General features: G+C 74.3%; 13 protein-coding genes and 1 pseudogene. 2 read left to right on the forward strand and 12 right to left on the reverse strand.

From position 1 onward, the window contains the following. Nucleotides 1–4 precede the first annotated feature (4 nt). The 3 genes from AC3IYI_RS16425 to AC3IYI_RS16435 form a co-directional block, all read right to left on the reverse strand. Complete coding sequence (locus AC3IYI_RS16425; RefSeq protein WP_489410872.1) at nt 5–430, reverse strand: hypothetical protein; 426 nt, start codon at nt 428–430, stop codon at nt 5–7. Nucleotides 431–461: 31 nt separating this feature from the next. Next, entirely contained in the window at nt 462–1727 is a 1266-nt protein-coding gene (locus tag AC3IYI_RS16430; RefSeq protein WP_489410873.1) for an NAD(P)-binding domain-containing protein, read from the reverse strand. 92 nt (nt 1728–1819) lie between these two features. Next, nucleotides 1820–3256 carry a carboxylate--amine ligase gene (locus AC3IYI_RS16435; protein WP_489410874.1) on the reverse strand — a complete coding sequence of 479 codons (1437 nt, stop codon included), beginning with the start codon at nt 3254–3256 and terminating at the stop codon, nt 1820–1822. 150 nt (nt 3257–3406) lie between these two features. Here AC3IYI_RS16435 and AC3IYI_RS16440 point away from each other — a divergent pair, with 150 nt between their 5' ends. Beyond that, entirely contained in the window at nt 3407–5074 is a 1668-nt protein-coding gene (locus AC3IYI_RS16440; protein ID WP_489410875.1) for a glycoside hydrolase family 26 protein, read from the forward strand. Between the two features lie 14 nt (nt 5075–5088). On the opposite strand, the gene AC3IYI_RS16445 is transcribed toward AC3IYI_RS16440, so the two are convergent. The 9 genes and pseudogenes from AC3IYI_RS16445 to AC3IYI_RS16485 all read right to left on the reverse strand — a co-directional run bounded on the left by AC3IYI_RS16445 (nt 5089) and on the right by AC3IYI_RS16485 (nt 16578). Beyond that, complete coding sequence (locus AC3IYI_RS16445; RefSeq protein ID WP_489410876.1) at nt 5089–6231, reverse strand: GNAT family N-acetyltransferase; 1143 nt, start codon at nt 6229–6231, stop codon at nt 5089–5091. After that, complete coding sequence (locus tag AC3IYI_RS16450) at nt 6228–6938, reverse strand: lipopolysaccharide biosynthesis protein (protein WP_489410877.1); 711 nt, start codon at nt 6936–6938, stop codon at nt 6228–6230. The genes AC3IYI_RS16445 and AC3IYI_RS16450 overlap by 4 nt, the downstream gene beginning before the upstream one ends. A gap of 410 nt (nt 6939–7348) precedes the next feature. Further along, nucleotides 7349–8494: pseudogene (locus AC3IYI_RS16455) on the reverse strand (glycosyltransferase); the annotation flags it as partial. Next, nucleotides 8491–9267 (reverse strand): polysaccharide deacetylase family protein, encoded by a 777-nt coding sequence (locus AC3IYI_RS16460; RefSeq protein WP_489410878.1) that lies wholly within the window; start codon nt 9265–9267, stop codon nt 8491–8493. The pseudogene AC3IYI_RS16455 and the gene AC3IYI_RS16460, both read right to left, overlap by 4 nt. Further along, nucleotides 9257–11044: a murein biosynthesis integral membrane protein MurJ gene (murJ, locus tag AC3IYI_RS16465; protein WP_489410879.1), complete on the reverse strand. Its 1788-nt coding sequence runs from the start codon at nt 11042–11044 to the stop codon at nt 9257–9259. Before murJ ends, AC3IYI_RS16460 begins: the two co-directional genes overlap by 11 nt. Further along, a complete protein-coding gene (locus AC3IYI_RS16470; protein WP_489410880.1) occupies nt 11041–12513 on the reverse strand; it encodes an O-antigen ligase family protein in 1473 nt (490 codons plus the stop codon). The genes murJ and AC3IYI_RS16470 overlap by 4 nt, the downstream gene beginning before the upstream one ends. 3 nt (nt 12514–12516) lie before the next feature. Then, nucleotides 12517–14124 carry an exopolysaccharide biosynthesis polyprenyl glycosylphosphotransferase gene (locus AC3IYI_RS16475; RefSeq protein ID WP_489410881.1) on the reverse strand — a complete coding sequence of 536 codons (1608 nt, stop codon included), beginning with the start codon at nt 14122–14124 and terminating at the stop codon, nt 12517–12519. Then, nucleotides 14121–15353: a glycosyltransferase gene (locus AC3IYI_RS16480; protein WP_489410882.1), complete on the reverse strand. Its 1233-nt coding sequence runs from the start codon at nt 15351–15353 to the stop codon at nt 14121–14123. The genes AC3IYI_RS16475 and AC3IYI_RS16480 overlap by 4 nt, the downstream gene beginning before the upstream one ends. Nucleotides 15354–15372: 19 nt before the next feature. Further along, nucleotides 15373–16578, reverse strand: a complete 1206-nt coding sequence (locus tag AC3IYI_RS16485; protein ID WP_489411560.1) for a DUF3344 domain-containing protein — start codon at nt 16576–16578, stop codon at nt 15373–15375. Between the two features lie 103 nt (nt 16579–16681). Between AC3IYI_RS16485 and AC3IYI_RS16490 the strand changes: the two genes are divergently transcribed. Further along, nucleotides 16682–16936 carry a chaplin gene (locus AC3IYI_RS16490; protein WP_266907948.1) on the forward strand — a complete coding sequence of 85 codons (255 nt, stop codon included), beginning with the start codon at nt 16682–16684 and terminating at the stop codon, nt 16934–16936. The last annotated feature ends 97 nt before the right edge of the window (nt 16937–17033 follow it).

Raw genomic sequence — 17033 nt, forward strand, 5'->3', positions numbered from 1 at the left:
CCACCTAACGGCCGGGCCAGCACGGCTGGGAAATGAGCCGCTCCCACTCCTCGTCAGGATGCCCCGGAAGGGTGCGTCCGGCCTCCTGCCAGCGCTTGACGAGGGAGAGGTAGATCATCGAGGGGTCGTACGGGACCTGCGGATACCGGTCCTGCGCGGGCCGGCCGTGCGGGTGCTGAGCGTGCGGGTACGGGTCCTGCGGATACGCGTCCTGCGCGTACGGGGACTGCGGGTACGAGTCCTGCGGGTACGAGGACTGCGGGTGCGGGGACTGCGGGTACGAGTCCTGCGGGTACAAGTCCTGCGGGTACTGCGGGTACGAGGACTGCCCGGACGGCTGCGGGGGCGCCGCCCTCGTCGTGCCGGGCTGCTCCGCACGGCTGGCCGGGATCCTCACCCAGCCCCGGCCCTGTGCGCGCTCATCGCTCATCGCGACACCTCTCACGTTGTGTGACCGGCTCTCACGCTCTATGCCCTGCAGTCGGAGCCCGGTCGGTCCGGGGCGCACCGGTGGAACCCGTCAGCGGGCTCCGGGCCCCCAGACGCTTGCGGACTCCTGACACCAGTCTCCCCGCCGTGAAGCCGGCGCCGTGCACGAATCGCATGGAAGGGCCGAATGAGGGAGCGGTCAGCAGCCCCGCGAAGAACAGCCCCGGCCACGAGGACTCGAAGCCGGGACTCAGCTCCGGCGTCCCGCTCCGCCCTACGGTGGCCAGCGCGGCCCTCAGCCCCGCGTCGAGCAGCTCCAGCCGGGCCAGGTCCGGGGTGAAGCCCGTCGCCGCGATCACGTGCGAGGCGTCCAGGACGACGGACTCCCCGGCGGCGGTGGACAGCCCGAGCCGGGTCCGCCCGCCCGACGGGACGGCCCGCTGCAACCGGTGCCCGAGCAGGACCGGGACCCGCCGCTCGAAGCGCTCCCGCAGCCACCAGGCTCCGGCCGGGCCCAGCGCGGTCGCCGCGATCCGCTCCCGGGTCGGCGCGGGCAGCCGGCGCACCGCCCAGGGCAGCTCCGACCAGGCCCAGCTGCGCCAGCCGGTGCCGAGGCCGCTGTGCGGATCGCGCAGGGCGCGCAGCGGGGGCCGGCGCAGCGGCTGCGGGACGGTGTTCCACTTCAGCCGGGAGCGCCGGGCCACGAGGCACGGCCGGGCGCCGTTCTCCGCGAGCAGGGCCGCGGTCTCCAGGGCCGCCTGCCCGGCGCCGAGCACGGCGACCTCGCGGCCGGCGAAGCGGGTCAGGTCGCGGTGGCCGCTGCTGTGGGAGTAGTGGGCCGCGGGCAGTTCCCGTAGCGCCTCGGGGTAGCGGACGAACGGCATCACGCCCACGGCCAGCGCGACGGTCCGGGCGACCAGCGGCGGCCCCTCGGCGGTGCGGACCAGGAAACCCCCGCCCTGCGGGGTGACTTCGGTGACGGTCGCCTCCTCCACGGGGGGTACTGCGTGCCGGGCGAACCAGAGCCCGTACGCGCTGAACGTCCCGATGGGCAGCGGAGTTCCGTGTTCGGCGGCGATCCCGCGGCCCGCGCAGTACTCGGCCAGCGTGTAACGCCCTTCGGGAGCCGAGAGGTTGGAGGACCACGGCTCCGACTTGAGGTACATGCCCTCGGGCATGTGGTCCCGCCAGGAGGCCATGGGGCGCCCGAGGATCCGCACCCCGAGCCCCGCACCGGCCGCGTGGGCGGCGATCGACAGCCCGTAGGGCCCCGCTCCGACCACCACGAGGTCGTCCATCCGTGTCACCGCAGTCCCTCCAGCCTCATGGTTCGTCCCCTGCCACCTGCACCCCACGCCCTACGCCCCTGCGCCCCTACGCCCCTACGGCGTCACCGCGTCACCAACTCGTCCGGCTCCGCCGGGGCGGACCGGGGGCCGGGCCCACCGGAGGCCCCGGCGGAGCCGGGCGGGGGAAGCTCCCGGCCCCGCTGGCGCGGGGCGCGGACCACCGCCCGGGCCGTCCGGCGGCCCTGCGCGGGGACCCCGCGCAGCACCCGCACACCCTTGACCGCACCCCGCCCCAGGAAGGCGGCGAGCATCGCCAGGAACGGCATCGGGTCGTCGGCCGCGAACCACGCCGCTTCCACCTGCCCCCGCTCCCGGCCCCGGCGGGCGGGGGCAGCGGCAGCCGTCCGTACGGACCGCCCCGGCTCGGCGCCCGCACCGGCGGCGGGCGGGGCCGGGGGACGGCGCGGGAGCGAGCGGCCGCGTACCGCCGCGAGCAGCGCGTAGTTCTCCGCCACGAAGACCCGGCCGGGGCCGCCGGACGGCTCCGGGACCCGCTGGCCCGTCAGGTCCAGGTACATCGCCTGGACCACGTCCAGGCCGCTCGCGTCGGTGAAGAGACGGAACTGCGCCCCCGGACGCGGGTTGAAGTCCACCAGGCGGAAGGCGCCCCGCTCGTCCCGGCGGAAGTCCAGGTCCAGGATCCCCTGGTAGCCGAGCCGCTCGGCGAGCCGCAGCCCCGCCTCCTCCACCGCCGGGTCCGGCAGCCAGCGCCCGACCGCCGTCAGCCCCGTCCGCACCGGCCAGGACAGCTCCTTGCGCCCCGACCCGGTGATCAGCGGACGCCCGCCCCGGGCGAACGCGCCGTGGAAGAACCAGTCGGTGTCCGGCCCGGCCGGCAGGAACCGCTGGAGCAGCAGCCGGCTCCCCGCCTCCGCCGAGCGCTCGTACAGCCGGCGCGCCTCGGCGGCCGCGTGCAGCAGGGTGGTGCTGCGCAGGCCCGTGCCCGGGGGCAGCAGCCACGGCCGGCTCCACTTGGCGATCACCGGAAGCCCCAGCCGCCACGCGGCCGCCGCCGCCTCGGCCCCGCTCGCCGGGATCACGGTCTCCGGGTGCGGTACGTCCCACCGGGCGCAGAGCCGCGACAGCTCGGCCTTGTCCGCCACCCGCGCGGGCAGGTCGTCGGGCTGATGGGGAATCCGGAAACGGCCGCCCAGCATCGGCGCGACCCGGGACACCGCGATCGCGCTCAGGTCGTCCATCGCGATGAGCACCGCCGGGCGGCCGATCCGCTCGGACACCCCGGTCAGGCACTCCAGCAGCGCCTCGGGCGCCTCGGCGTCGACGCCGCCCGACGGTCCGGGATGCACGGCACGCAGGTAGCGCGAACGCCCCATGGGACCTCCCCCGGCCTCGACGACGGCATGGACCTCCACACCCGTGCGCCCAAGGGATCTGACGGCGCCGAGGGTTCCGTGGTGGAACGGATTCCGATCGAGTCTGAGCAGAACTGCGGGCACTTGGCTGGGATGCGCGTGCATGGGAACGGTGTCTTTCACCTAGTCGGACCAAGCGGGGAGGGTGCGCACGTGCGAATGGCCTATGCGGAGGTCACCGGACAGGCCATTCGTCGGATGTGATGCCTAACGTCTTTTGTAAGCACACCGATTCAGGAAAGCTCGGGAGACGCCATGCCCAGACCACGCCACCGACTGGCGAGCACCTGCATCGGAACGGTGACGGCCGGACTGCTCGCCACCGGGGCCGCCCTCGCGGCCCCCGAGGAGCAGGGGAAGCCCACCGACAACGCCGACATCGCCATGGGCGCCTACCTCGACTACGGGCCGCCCGGAGTGGCCCGCATCCCGTTCCTGTCCAACTGGCTGGGCGGCAAGGAGATCCGTGTCGGGCACACCTATCTGCCCGGTGACCAGTGGGCCGGCATCGAGGGCAACGTCAGCTTCCTGGACGACTGGGCGCAGTGGCGGCGCCAGCGGGACGACCGGCTGTTCGTCCTCAACGTGCCCATGCAGGAGCGCAACGAAGAGCGGGTCCCCGACTACCAGGTGGCCCAGCTGATCCGGGCCGGCGCCGACGGCCAGTACGACCGGCACTTCAAGAAGCTCGCCGAACGGCTGGTGGCGCTGGGCGTCCCGGACACGGTGATCGTGCTCGGCTGGGAGATGAACGGGATCACGTACACCCACCGCTGCGGACCCGACCCGGAGAACTGGAAGGCGTACTGGAAGCGCGTCGTCAACACGATGCGCTCCGTGCCCGGCCAGAAGTTCAAGTTCGACTTCACCCCGAACCGCGGCACGGACGCGATCGGCTGGACCACGTGCTACCCGGGCGACGACGTGGTCGACATCGTCGGGATGGATTCGTACGACCAGGGTCCCGGCCGGAACTTCGACGAGCAGATCAGCCAGCCGTACGGGCTCCAGAAACACGTAGACTTCGCGCGAGCACACGGCAAAGAGATCTCGTACCCGGAGTGGGGGCTGTTCCGCAACGGGGACAATCCGGAGTACATGCGGCGCATGCTGAAGTGGATCGATCAGCAGAAGCCGCTCTACCACACCATCACCGACTACTGCCCGCACGGCGTCTGGCAGTGCAAGCAGAACCCCGCCTCGACGAAGGTCTTCCGCGAGGCGCTGACCCCGCAGCGGACCGGCCCGGTGATCCCGACCCCGGTCGTCCCGACCCCCGTGATCCCGACCCCCGTCGTCCCGACCCCCGTGGTGCCCACGCCGGTCATCCCGACCCCACAGGTCCCCACGCCGGACATCCCGACGCCGGTCGTCACACCGCCGGTCGTGCTCCCCAGCCCGGAGGTCCCGAGCCCGGTCGCCCCGAGTCCGGTCGTTCCGAGCCCGGTCGCCCCGAGCCCCGTCGAGCCCACCCCGCTCGAACCGAGCCCGGCAGTCCCGAGCCCGGTCGTTCCGAGCCCGGTCGTTCCGACGCCCTCGCCCGTGGTCCCGAGCCCGGAGGTCCCGGTCGAGCCCAGCCCGGTCGAGCCGAGCCCGGTCGAGCCGAGCCCCGTCGAGCCGAGCCCCGTCGATCCGAGCCCACTCGTCCCCTCCCCCGAGGTCCCGGCGAGCCCGAGCGCCAGCCCGAGCCCGGTCGTGCCGAAGCCGAGCCCCGAGGTCCCGTCCCCGGCGCCCTCGCCGCTCGTCCCCAAGCCCGAGCCGTCCCAGCCGCCCGAGCCGACGACGCCGCCCGTACCGCCCGTCAACAGCACGGAGTGGTGCGTGCCGATCAACTTCGGCGAGTGGCTCTCCAAGCTGGTCGGCAAGCAGTCGGTCTGCGTCAAGGTCGACTGGGGCAAGGAGAGCGGCTTCTGGCCCTTCTAGGCGGGGCGTTCGGGTCATCGGACCCGCAGTTCGTTGAGCCGCGCCCGCCAGTCCCTGGCGGCCGGCAACGCCTCCCGCAGTGCGTCCACCGCCAGCTCGCGCCCCGTCACCTGCGACTCGTGCAGTCGCAACAGGGGCGTGAGCGCGGCCGTGGCCATCAGGAAACGCTGATTGACCACCGTTCGCGGCCGCCAGTGGTTCTTGTACGGTTCGTTGCCGCGCAGGAAGCTGACCACCGGGCGGCCTTCGGCGAGCGCGCGGGTGGTCTCGTAGCGCAGCAGGAGCGTGGCCACGTCCACCTTCCGGTCCCGCAGGTCGGGATCGGCGCCGTAGAGGTAGCCGCCGCTGAGCGCGCCCGAGAGCAGCGTGAGGTTCGCGGCCACCACCTTCCCGTCGAGCCGGAACTCGGCCAGCCGCCCCTCCCCCACCCGCACCATCCGCCGCGTGGCCCGGGTCAGGTGTTCGGCGAAGCGGGGCTTGAGGTGTTCGGGGGTCACCCCGCGGCCGCGCCACTGCTTCTCGTGCAGCCGCAGCAAGGTCCGTACCGCGCGCGGCACTTCCTGCTCGGTGACCTCGTGCTCCTCGATCCCCGCCGCGTCGGTCTTGCGGAGCTTGGCCCGCACCCGCTGGGCGCCGGAGGACGGCATCCGCTTGACCAGCTCGTCGAAGGGCATGGCCGGCAGCTCCATGCAGGTGGAGTCGGTGAGCTTGCTGCCGATCCCGGGCCAGGCCGCGTACACGGCCTCGGCTGCGGCCCCGGGCCGCACCTCGCGCAGGTCGACGACCGCGCCCCGGGCGGCCCGGTGCAGACCGTTGGCCAGGGCCGGGACGACCTGGTCGGCGTACTCCGCGGCCACGAGCACGTCGAAGTAGTCGGTGATGCCCCCGCCGAGGGGCACGAGCAGCGGCAGCGGCCGGTGTACGAGCATCAGCGCGGCCGCGCCGACCAGCTCCTCCCCGCGCCGTACCAGGACGATGCGGAGCCGGCCGTCCTTGCCGTAGGACAGCCACCAGGAGTGCAGCCAGGCGTGGCTCTGGAAGGGAGTGGCGGTGGGACAGCCGCGGGCGAGCCGGTTCCACGACTCCTCCAGCGCGGCGAACTGCCGGGGATCGCGGCACAGCGTCACCGACAGGGACCCGGCGGAGCCGGAGGTCATCGCACCGACTCCTTCTCCTTGGCCGCGGCCGGCTCGCCCTGCGCGGGCAGCGAGGCGTACTCCTCGACGGTCTCCACGGCGTCCGCGGCGGTCCCCTCGACGGGACCCCCGTCACGCCGCCGGGCGGCCGTCGGCCGGGCCAGCAGCCACAGCCCGCCCAGCAGCCCGCCGGCGCACAGGCCGACCGCCCCGCTGAGGGCGGGGGACGCGGAGGCGGGTTCGCTGGGCGCGACGGCCTGGTTGAAGAGGAGCAGCTGCACGCCGGTGCTCTTGGCGGCCTGGTTGCTGCTCAGCGACAGGGCGTCGGCCACGGCGTTGGCGATGTCGGCGGCCGCGCCGGCGCTCTTCGCGGTCCCGGTGATGGCGATCATCGGGGACTCGGGGGAGGTCTCGGCGCGGACCTGGGTCCGCAGCTTCGCCACGCCGATGCCCGCGCGGGGCTGGGCGTACGCGAGGGTCGAACTGCTGGTGGCGATGCGGGCGTAGGCCTGGGCGAAGCCGAGGGCGGTGGCCGGCTCGGTGGTGTCGTCGGGGACCGCGACGACATAGCTGGTCGCGGCGTACTCGGGCGCCTTGAGCACCCCGTACGCCCCGCCGGCGGCGAGCCCCAGCAGCGCGGCGGCGGGCAGCGGCCACCACGCGGGCGGCGGCAGCAGCCGTACCCGGCGCCGGTGGGTGGACTTCTTCTGGTCGGCGGTGTCCGCCATGTGCGTACCTCTTTCCTGGTGGACAGGTGCTTGCTTCGGGGCCCGGTGCGGGCCCCTGCGGGATCGGATCAGCCGAAGTCACCACCGGCGGCGGCCCCCGGCGGCCCGTCATCGGCGCGGCCCCCGGCAGCCACATCCCGACCCGCCGGGGCCATATCCAGCCCTGCCGGGGCCACATCCAGCCCCTCCGGCGTTTGAGGAGCAGGGGTCCGGGGACTGGTCCCCGGCAACGGCGCCGCACGGCCCGAACCTGCCGGGGCCAGATCCAGACCGGCCGAGCCCAAATCCAGCCCCTCCGGCGTTTGAGGAGCAGGGGTCCGGGGGCCGGCCCCCGGCAACGGCGCCGCGCCCACCGGACCCGCCGGGGCGGCGCCCCGAGGGCCCCGGCCGGGAGCGGGCAGCGCCCCCGCCGCCCGGGACCCGGCCGCCGGAGCGGCCATCGCCAGGTCGTACACCTGAAGCAGCTGCGCCGCGCTCCGGCCGATGTCGTAGCGCCGCACCACCCCGGGCGGCGGCAGCCGCCGGACGCCCGCCTCCATGTGCCCCCGCAGCGCCGCGACGAGCTCCTCCGTGCCGGTGCCGATCCGCCGCGCCCCCGGCGCCTGCGCCGCCGGCAGGTCGTCGATCGCCGGGCAGGTGACGTGCAGCACCGGCAGCCCCGCCGCCAGCGCCTCGATCACCGCCAGTCCGAACGCCTCCTCCCGCGAAGGGGACACGAACACGTCCATCGCGCAGAGCAGCGCCGGGATCCCCGGGGTCCGCCCGTCGGCGGAATCGCCCAGCGGATCCCGCTCGCCCAGCAGGTGGATCCGGCTCTGCGCCCCCAGCTCGGCGGCGAGCCGGCGCAGCGCCGCCCGCTCCGGCCCGTCCCCGGCGAGCAGCAGGTGCGCGCAGGGCAGCGCCGCCACCGCCCGTACCAGGACGTCGAACCGCTTCCCCGGCACCAGCCGGCCGACGCCGCCGACCACGAAGGCCCGCTCGGGCAGCCCGGTCCGGGCCCGGGTGGCCCGCCGTACGCCCTCGTCGAAGCGGAACCGCACGGCTTCGATCCCGTTCGGGACCACGTGCACCCGCCCGGCCGGCACGCCCCAGGCCTCCAGGCGGGCCGCCACGGTGTCCGATACGGCGACGGTCGCGGCTCCCAGCCGCTCGCTCGCCAGGTACAGGGCGCGTACCCCGGTCGACAGCGGCCGGCCCTCGATCTCGCCCGCTCCCAGGGAGTGTTCGGTCGCCACGCTCACCCGTACCCCCGCGAGGCGGGCCGCGAGGCGCCCGTACACGCACGCCCGGTACAGGTGCGTGTGCACCAGGTCGTAGCGGCCCCGCCGGATGAACTTGGCCAGCTTCGGTACCGCCCCCAGGTCGCGGTTGCCGCGCATCCCGAGGTGGACCACCCGGACGCCGTCCGCACGCAGCCCCTCCGCGACCGGCCCGGGGTTGGTCAGCGTCAGGACGTCGCAGCGCATCGGCATGTGCCGCAGCAGCAGCCGCAGTTGCTGTTCGGCGCCGCCGACGCCGAGTCCCGTGATGACGTGCAGCACCTTCCCGGGGCTCACAGGTGCACCGCCCGCCGCAGCTCGCGCACCTGGTGGCGCACCTGCTTGATCCGCAGGCGCGTGCCGCCGTCGGCCTGGCTGATGTGGGTGCGGGGCATCGCGTGGCGTCCGGCGAGGCGGCCGGGGTCGATGGCGCAGGCGTAGCCGTATCCGGCGGCCCGGGTCGCGGCGACGACCCGCGCGTCGAGGTGCCCGTACGGGTAGCAGAATCCGGCGGGCAGCGTCCCGGTCAGCTCCCGGATCAGCTCGCGGCTGCCGCGCAGCTCCTGCTGCACGACGTCGTCGGGGGCCGCGGTGAGGTCCTGGTGGAGCAGCCCGTGCGAGCCGATCTCCTGTCCGGCGGCGGCGACTTCGCGGATGCCCTCGGCGGTGAGGAGGGGCTTGCGGGGCCCCAGCGGGTCCCAGACGTTGTCGACGCCGAGCCGCCCGGGCAGCACGAAGAGGGTGGCGGTGCAGCCGTGGCGGAGCAGCAGCGGCAGCGCGCGGGTCAGGAAGTCGTTGTAGCCGTCGTCGAAGGTCAGCCCGACCAGCCCGGCGTCCCGCCCGGCGGCGCGGGCGCGCAGCAGTTCGCCGACGGACACCCCGCGCAGTCCCCGGGAGCGCAGCCACAGCAGCTGGGCCTCCAGCGCGTGCGGGGTGACGGTGATGCCGTACGGGTCCTCGGCGGGATCGGTGAACTCGGCGACGGAGTGGTACATCAGGACCCACGGCGAGCCGGTGCGGCGGGCGGGGGCCGCCGCGGCGGTGGGCGCCGTTTCGGTGTCAGCGGACATTGCGGAACCTCTGGGTGAGCTGGGAGGTGAGGTGAGCGGTGAGCTGGGCGAGCTGGCCCGGCAGGGCGGTGACCTCCAGGGCCCGCATGGCCATGCCGGTGGCTCCGAACATGGCCGGGACCAGCAGGCAGCCGAGGGCGGCACTGACCAGCGGGTCGGGGATCATCGGTCCGGCGATCCAGCCGGTGGCGCAGGCGGCGAGGGCCGCGACGGAGAGCCGGCCGATGCTGACGGCGACGCGGCGGACCTGGATGGCGATGATCCGCGAGCCGAGGCCGGTGAGGAGCAGCACGGCGGTGGTGGTGATGCCCGCGGCGTTGGCGGCGGCGATCCCGTAGGTGCCCCACCAGCCGACGGCGAAGGCTCCGGCGACGATGTTGACGAGGAGTCCGGCGCCCATGGCGAGGGCGGGGAACCAGGTGGGCCGGACGGTGGAGAAGAAGGGCCGTGAGAGCGCCCCGACGAGACAGTGGCCGAGCAGGCCGAGGCCGTAGACCCGCATGACGGAGGCGGTGGCCTCGGTGTCGGCGTGGCTGAAGGCCCCGCGTTCGAAGAGGACTTGGATGATCTGGGGGGCGTACCCGATGACGAGCGCGGTGCCCATCAGGACGGCGAGCGAGGCGAGCGCGAGGTCCCGCTCGACCCGCCGACGGGCCTTGTCCCGCTCACCGCCGGCCATGGCCTGGGCGACGACGGGGAAGGTGACGGTGCAGATCATCAGGGAGAGCACCATCGGCATCTGCGCGACTTTTTGGGCGTAGTTGAGGTGCGAGATGGCGCCGGGCGGCAGCCCGGCGGCGAGGAACCGCTCGACCAGCACCTGGGACTGGCGGAACACGGCGAAGAAGATGACCGGGGCGATGACCCCGAAGGCGATCAGCGTCGGCCGGTCGCGGTCGCGCTGGCTGCGCGGGGCGCCTTTGGCGCGGGTCGGCCCGAAGCCCACGTTGCGGATGAAGGCGGGCAGTTGGACCAGGGCCATCAGCACTCCGCCGACGGCGACGCCCGCGGCGGCGGCGCGCACCCCCCACAGGGCGTGCAGGGCGATCATGGTCCCGATGATGCCGACGTTGTACGACACGTAGATGGCGGCGGGCGGCACGAAGGAGCGGTGCGCCCTGAGGGCGGCGCTGAAGTAGCCGGCGATCCCGAAGGACAGCACGCTCAGGGCGGTCCACCGGGTGCATTCGACGGCGAGCCCGGGGTCGGGCAGCCCCGGCGCGAGCACGCCCACGACGAGCGGCGCGGCGACGATGAGGACGGATGCCACGGCGGCCAGGAGCACCAGCAGCCGCGGCAGCGTGGCCCCCACGAGGAGCCGTACGGGATCCTGCGCGCGGGCTTCCTGGCGGGTGAGCCCGGCCCTGCTGGCGGCCCGGCGGGCCAGGGCGTGGCTGAAGGCGGGCACCATCAGCAGGGCCATGGCGTCCTCGATGAGCAGCGTCGAGGCCATCTCGGGGACGGTCCAGGCGATGAGGAAGGCGTCGCTGTCGTGTCCGGCTCCGAAGAGGTGCGCGATGGTCTGGTCGCGGACCAGCCCGAACACCGCCCCGGCGGCGGTGAGCCCGGCGGTGACGGCGGCCGCCTTGGCGAGCGCGCCCCCGATCCCCGAGCGGGCTCCGTCCCCCGCGGCCGCCCCGTCGGCGCCCCGTCGCCCGGGGGCCAGGGGCGGGACGGGCGGGACGGGCAAGCCGGGCAGGTGCGGCGGACGGCCCGCAGCCGCGGCGACCTCGGTCGCCGCGGCTGCGGGCCGCCGCCAGGGCGTCGTATCCGTCACCGGCCGGCCGCACCCTCAGGGACCGCGGCCCGGGCAGGCGCGCCCGGCCCGCGACCGGAGGCGGCCGCAGCGGCCCGGCCACGGACCCGGCTCCGTCCACGGACACGGCGACCGCGACCGCGACCGTGACCGCCGGAGGCGAGCTCGCCCGTCCCGCCCCCGGAGGGCAGCGCCCACCAGGCCGCCAAGCCGATGATCACTCCGGTCAGGACGGTCGACGGGCCCCCGATGTCCGCGTAGAGGAAGTCGGTGAGCTGCCACACGAGCAGGCCGGTCGCGACCAGTCCGCAGTCCCGCAGCGCGGAGGCTCCGGACAGGCACCGCCGCAGGCCCGCCACCAGCAGGGCCAGCCAGCCGCCCGCCAGGGCGATCAGCCCGATGAGCCCCTGCTCGCTCAGCACCAGCAGGTACATGTTGTGCGGGGACAGCAGCGGCTGGCGGATGTACCCCTGGCCCGCGCCCGCGGTGTCGCTGCCGGAGGACAGCGCCAGCCCGGAGTGCGAGTCCCGGTTGGCCGGGAAGCCCTTCAGCCCCACCCCCACCGCCGGCCGCTCGCGCCACATCGACCCGGCCGCGGCCCACATCGTGTAGCGGTCGGTCACCGACTGGTCGGGAGCGTCGGAGACCTGCGTGATCGAGGTCAGCCGCTCCGCGACCATCGCGGAGCCGACGCCGAAGCCGCCCACGAGCACCACCCCGGCGGCGGCCAGCGCGAGGAGCACCTTCAGGGCCCGCCGGATCCCGGCCAGGGCCATCACCAGACCGGCCGCGGCGAAGGTCGCGATCCAGGCGCCCCGGCTGAAGGACAGCACCAGCGGGAGCACCAGGACCAGCGCCGCCGCGCCCGAGGCCCGCCGGACCCGCGCCGGGAGCCCCGGCGCGAGCGCGCCGGCCGTCGCGACGACCAGGCCGTAGGCCACGACCGTGGCCATGCCCATGACGTCTCCGGGTCCGAAGGTGCCCACCGCGCGGATGTCCTCGCCCTGGTACGAGGCTCCGGTGTGGGTGGCGAACTGCACCACGCCCACCGCTCCCTGGACCAGTGCCAGCACCACGAAGCACCCTGCGGCCAGCCGGAACTCCGAGGCGCTGCGCACCAGCAGCACGATCGCCGCCGGGACCAGCACGAACACCTGGAGGTAGCGCACGAACCCGGGCAGGGCCGCGTACGGGTCCCCCGCGGTCACCGTCGCGACGGCGAGCCCGACGGCCGGCAGGCCGAGGACGAGCACGCCCAGCGGGCTCAGCGGCCGGACCCGGCCCCTCAGGGCCTGGATCCCGCAGACGAACACGAGCAGCAGCGAGGCGGCGTCGGCCGGACCGACCTTCCCCGAGGCGGTGGCGTCACCCGCCGGCACGGGGACCAGCAGGGCCAGTACGGTCGCGGCGAGCGGCAGCAGCGGCCAGTGCCGGCGCAGCAGATCGGCGGTGTCCGGGCGGGCCCAGGACGTCGGTGCGGCAAGGCTCATGCTTTAGCTGCCCCCCAGCCGGAAGCGGAAGAAGGAGGCCGCGGTGCGGGCCAGGATCCACAGGTCCTGCCACAGCGACCAGGTGTCGATGTAGTGGTTGTCGAAGCGCGCCCGGTCCTCGATGGAGGTGTCCCCGCGCAGCCCGTTGATCTGGGCGAGGCCGGTGATGCCCACCGGCATCCGGTGCCGGGCCTCGTACCCGGGGTGCACGCTGCTGAACTTGGCTACGAAGAAGGGCCGTTCGGGGCGCGGACCGACCAGGCTCATGTCACCCCGGACCACGTTCCACAGCTGCGGCAGCTCGTCCAGCGAGGACTTGCGCAGGAAGGAGCCGATGGGGCTCATCCGGCAGTCGCCGGCCACCGTCCAGCGGGTGGCGGACTCGTGCGCGTCGGCGCGCAGCGTGCGGAACTTCAGCAGGGTGAAGGGGCGTCCGTAGAGGCCGACCCGCTCCTGCCGGAAGATCACCCCCGGCCCGTCGGAGATGCGTACGGCGAGCGCACAGGCGCCCATCACGGGCGCGGCGGCGAGCAGCGCGATCGCGGCGAGCGAGGAGTCGATGACCCGCTTCGCGTACCGCTCGGCCAGCCGCGCCGGGCGGGGCAGCAGCGGCTGCACGGCGTAACCCCAGAGCTGGTCCGCGGGCTGCGCGACGCGCATCCCGGTGACCTTGGCGGTGCCCGCCGGGTCGGCGAGCCAGAGCCGGCAGCCGTGGTCGTGGAAGAGCCGGACCAGGGAGGCGGTGCGTTCGTCGGCCTCGGGCGGGCGGGTGAAGACGGCGTGCCGGACGGAGTTCTGGATGACGGCCCGCCGGATGTCCTCGTGGGTGGCCAGTACGGGCACTCCCGCCGCCCCCTCCCCGTCGGGCCCGGTGTCCGCGAGCCCCACGGGGCGCAGTCCGTACTCGGGGCGCCCATGCAGGGCGGCCGCGACCGCGCTCGCCCCGGCGCCGGGTCCCACGACCAGGGCGGAGGCGGGGCGGCGGGCGCGGGTGCGACGGCGGAGCTGGTTGACGGCTCCGCGCCCCGCGCAGGCCAGTACGACCTGGACGCAGACGGCGCCGAGCAGCGTGCTCCAGCCCAGGGCGTCGCCCGGGGCGGCGGCGGCCAGCACGGCGGCGGCCGCGCACCACAGCGCGGCGGCCCGCCCGGCGAGCGCGGGCAGTTCGAGGAGCGCGGAGGGGGCGAGCCGCGGCCGGTACAGCCCGGCCTGCGCGTGCAGCGCGACCAGGGCCAGGGCGAGGGGAGCGGCCGCGGCGAGGGGCAGCTCCGCTCCGGGCAGTGCCGCCACGGTCGCCGCGGCGGCGAACGCGTCGGCGGCCAGCAGCGGGGCGATCCCGTCGCGGCGGCGCACCCGCCTCGGCCGTACGGTGGCCCGGGCGCGGTCGGCCCTGGGGCCGCGCGGGGGGTGGATGGCGGTCACGGAACGACGGACGGCGGTGACGCCGGAGCCGACGGCGGCGCTGGTGGCCGTACTGGTTGCCGTACTGGTTGCCGTACTGGTCGCGCCGGCGCCGCCGGTGGTGGTCGTCCCGGTGGTGCCGGTGATGCCGCCGGCGGGCCCCGTACCGTCCTGCCCGGTGTGCCGGGCGGGTGCGCTGTCCATCGTCATCGGCTGATGCGCTCCTGGTTCAAGGGCCGGGGCCTGCCCAGCAGTTCGTGATACAGACCGGTGACCGCGTCCGTGGTGCGCCGCACGTCGAATTCCATCCGCGCGTGCCGCTCGGCCTGCTCCCCGAGTCCGGCGAGCAGCCGCGGCTCGGCGAGCAGCCCGCCCAGGGCCTTGGCCAGCGCCGTCGGGTCATCCGGTTCCACCAGGCACAGCCGTCCCTGGCCGGGCGGGAGGCTCTCCCTGGCACCGCTGACGTCGGAGACCAGAACCGGGCGGCCACAGGCCATCGCTTCGAGCGGGGCGAGCGCCATGCCTTCCCACCGCGACGGCAGTACAACGAGATCGGCGGCCCGAAGCCACGGCCGGATGTCGAAGGCGGCCCCCGCGAAGTGGACCGAGGGCGGGGCGCCTCGGCGCAGACGTTCCATGTCGGGCCCGTCCCCGACGAGCACGAGACGGGCTCCCGGAACGGCTCCGAGCAGCTCCGGCCAGGCACGCAGCAGGACGTCCTGCCCCTTCTGCTGGCAGAGCCGGCCGACGCAGACGGCGAGCGGCCCGTCGCCCTGGAAGGCGGCGGGCAGCGGAAGTTCGGCGCGTGCGCGTGCCTTGTCCTGGACGGGGTCCGGGCCGCCGGGGCGGAAGTGGCCGAGGTCGACGCCGTTGCGGATCACCGACCAGCGGGCGGCGATCCCCTCGGACTCGCCGGTGTGGCGTTCGGCCTCGCTGACGCAGAGCACCCGGTCGGCCCAACGGGCCCCGAAGCGCTCCCAGCGCAGCGCGAGCGCGGCGGTGGCCCCGGCCACGGCGTCGAAGGACCAGGCGTGCGGCTGGAAGACGGTCGGGACGGCCCCGCGCACGGCGAGCCGCCCGGCGAGTCCGGCCTTGGCGCTGTGGGCGTGCAGGATGTCGGGCCGGACCCGGCCGATCAGGCGGCGCGCGCCGAGCACTTCGGCGGCCAGTCCCGGTCCCGGAGCCCGCCCGGCACGCCAGGTGAGCACCTCGGCCCCGGCCTCGCGGGCGGCGTCCGCGAGCTGTCCGCCGCGCGGGCAGCCGACGTAGGTCCGCAGGCCGGCCGCGGACTGGGCGCGTACGAGGTCGACGACGACGCGGGCGACCCCGCCCTCGACCGGCTGGACGAGGTGGAGGACGACCGGAGGCCTGGGAGGGGAGGGAGGAGCAGGGGGAGAGGGAGAAGGAGAGGGAGAAGGAGAAGGGGGCTGTGTCGGCACGTGGAGTGGTCTCCTGCGTTCAGCGGCGCGCGTCTGTCTGAACGAAGAGCACACCGAGGAAATGACCCTGCTTTTCGCCCGTGAACCCGAAGGTCAGGCTGCGGGCGCCACCGGACAGTGCGGGGCTCAGATCGAACACGTCCGCGTCATATCCGAGGTTATTCATATGTTCGGGCTGTCGCACGAACGAGCGATCCCCGAATTCCGTGATCGTGGAATTCATAACATCATTAAAAGGATTTTCTCCGTCGCTGAGACTGACCCTGCGCCCGCTGTCGGCGGTCACCGTGAGTGAATCCCCGAGTGTTCCGCGGTCCCCGTCGTACGCGACGACCCCGACCCGCCCCTGCGCGCCGGGCGCCGCGTCCAGACCGGTGAGCTCCACCGTCTCGCCCGCCGCCTCGCCGGCCCCCGCGGCCAGCCCTTCGAAGCCGTCCCAGACCGAGACCCTGCGCACCGGCTCCTGCGGGTGCTCGTAGGCCACCACCAGCGTCCAGCCGCCCCAGGCACCCATGTCCGAGTGCCCCATGGCGATGTTCAGCTGGGCCACCGTCCACATCCCGGCGCCGCCCTTGCGGACCAGCGGGGTCACGTCGGCGGAGGCCTGGTAGGCATCGCCGGCCGCGTCGTTGCGGTGCCCGATCGCCGTGTCGGCCAGCACTTCCTTGTACGCGCCGCCCGGCTCGGCGACGAGCACCCGGCCGTTGTCCTGCGGCGGCTTCTGCTCGCCGACCCGCAGGTTCCCGCCCCAGTACAGCCGGGCGTACGAGACCTTCGCGCCGGCCGGGACCTTGAGCTCGGCCCGGGTGGAGTTGTAGGTGTCCGGGTCCTTGTCGACCTCGTCGTAGAACATCTCGTAGTCGCCGTTGGTCCCGGCCGCGCCCTTGTTGACCGCGGCACACGGCTCGGCCTGCTCGGACTCCTCCTCGCGGCAGCCGATGGACGAGTTCGAGGCACGGACCAGGCCGCCGTGCTGCACGGCCTGGTAACGCTGGGTGAACGGCACCCGGGGCGCCTCCTTGACCAGCGGACCCCGCGCGCCCGGCGGGGCGACGGCGGCACCGGCACTCGCACTGGCAAGGGGCGCGTTCACCGAAAGCGTGAGGCAGGACAGCAGGCCGAGCGTGCCGAGGATTCTGCGGGAGGAACCCATGACCCTGTCTCCATTTTCGATCAAGGGGACAAAACAGGAGTGAACTTTGTCAGAAGTCAGGAGGGAAATCACGCCGGACTCGCTCATACGGCCTTTTGGGCGATAACGCGCACCCTGGAGACGGGCGGCTCGTTATGGGTTGCACCATTGTTCGAACAGATAAGGAAAAACAGAGATGAAGAAGAGGCTGGTGCGCGGCACCACCCTGGCGGTCGCGAGCACCGCGCTGCTGATGGGCGGCGCGGGCCTCGCCTCCGCGCACGGCGGCGACGGCGCGACGGCGAACGGCTTCACCGGTGAGTCCCCCGGCGTCCTGAGCGGCAACCTGCTCCAGGTTCCGGTCCACGTCCCGGTGAACGTCTGCGGCAACACCGTGAACGTGATCGCCCTGCTGAACCCCGCGTTCGGCAACACCTGCGTCAACGCCTGACGTCAACCGTGCCGCCCGAAACGTCCGCATCCGAGTGAAGCCTCGCAACCCAAACCGCGGTTGCGCCGTTGATCCGAGTGCTTGAGTACCGGGCAAT

The organism is Streptomyces sp. GL_148, from assembly GCF_057834205.1.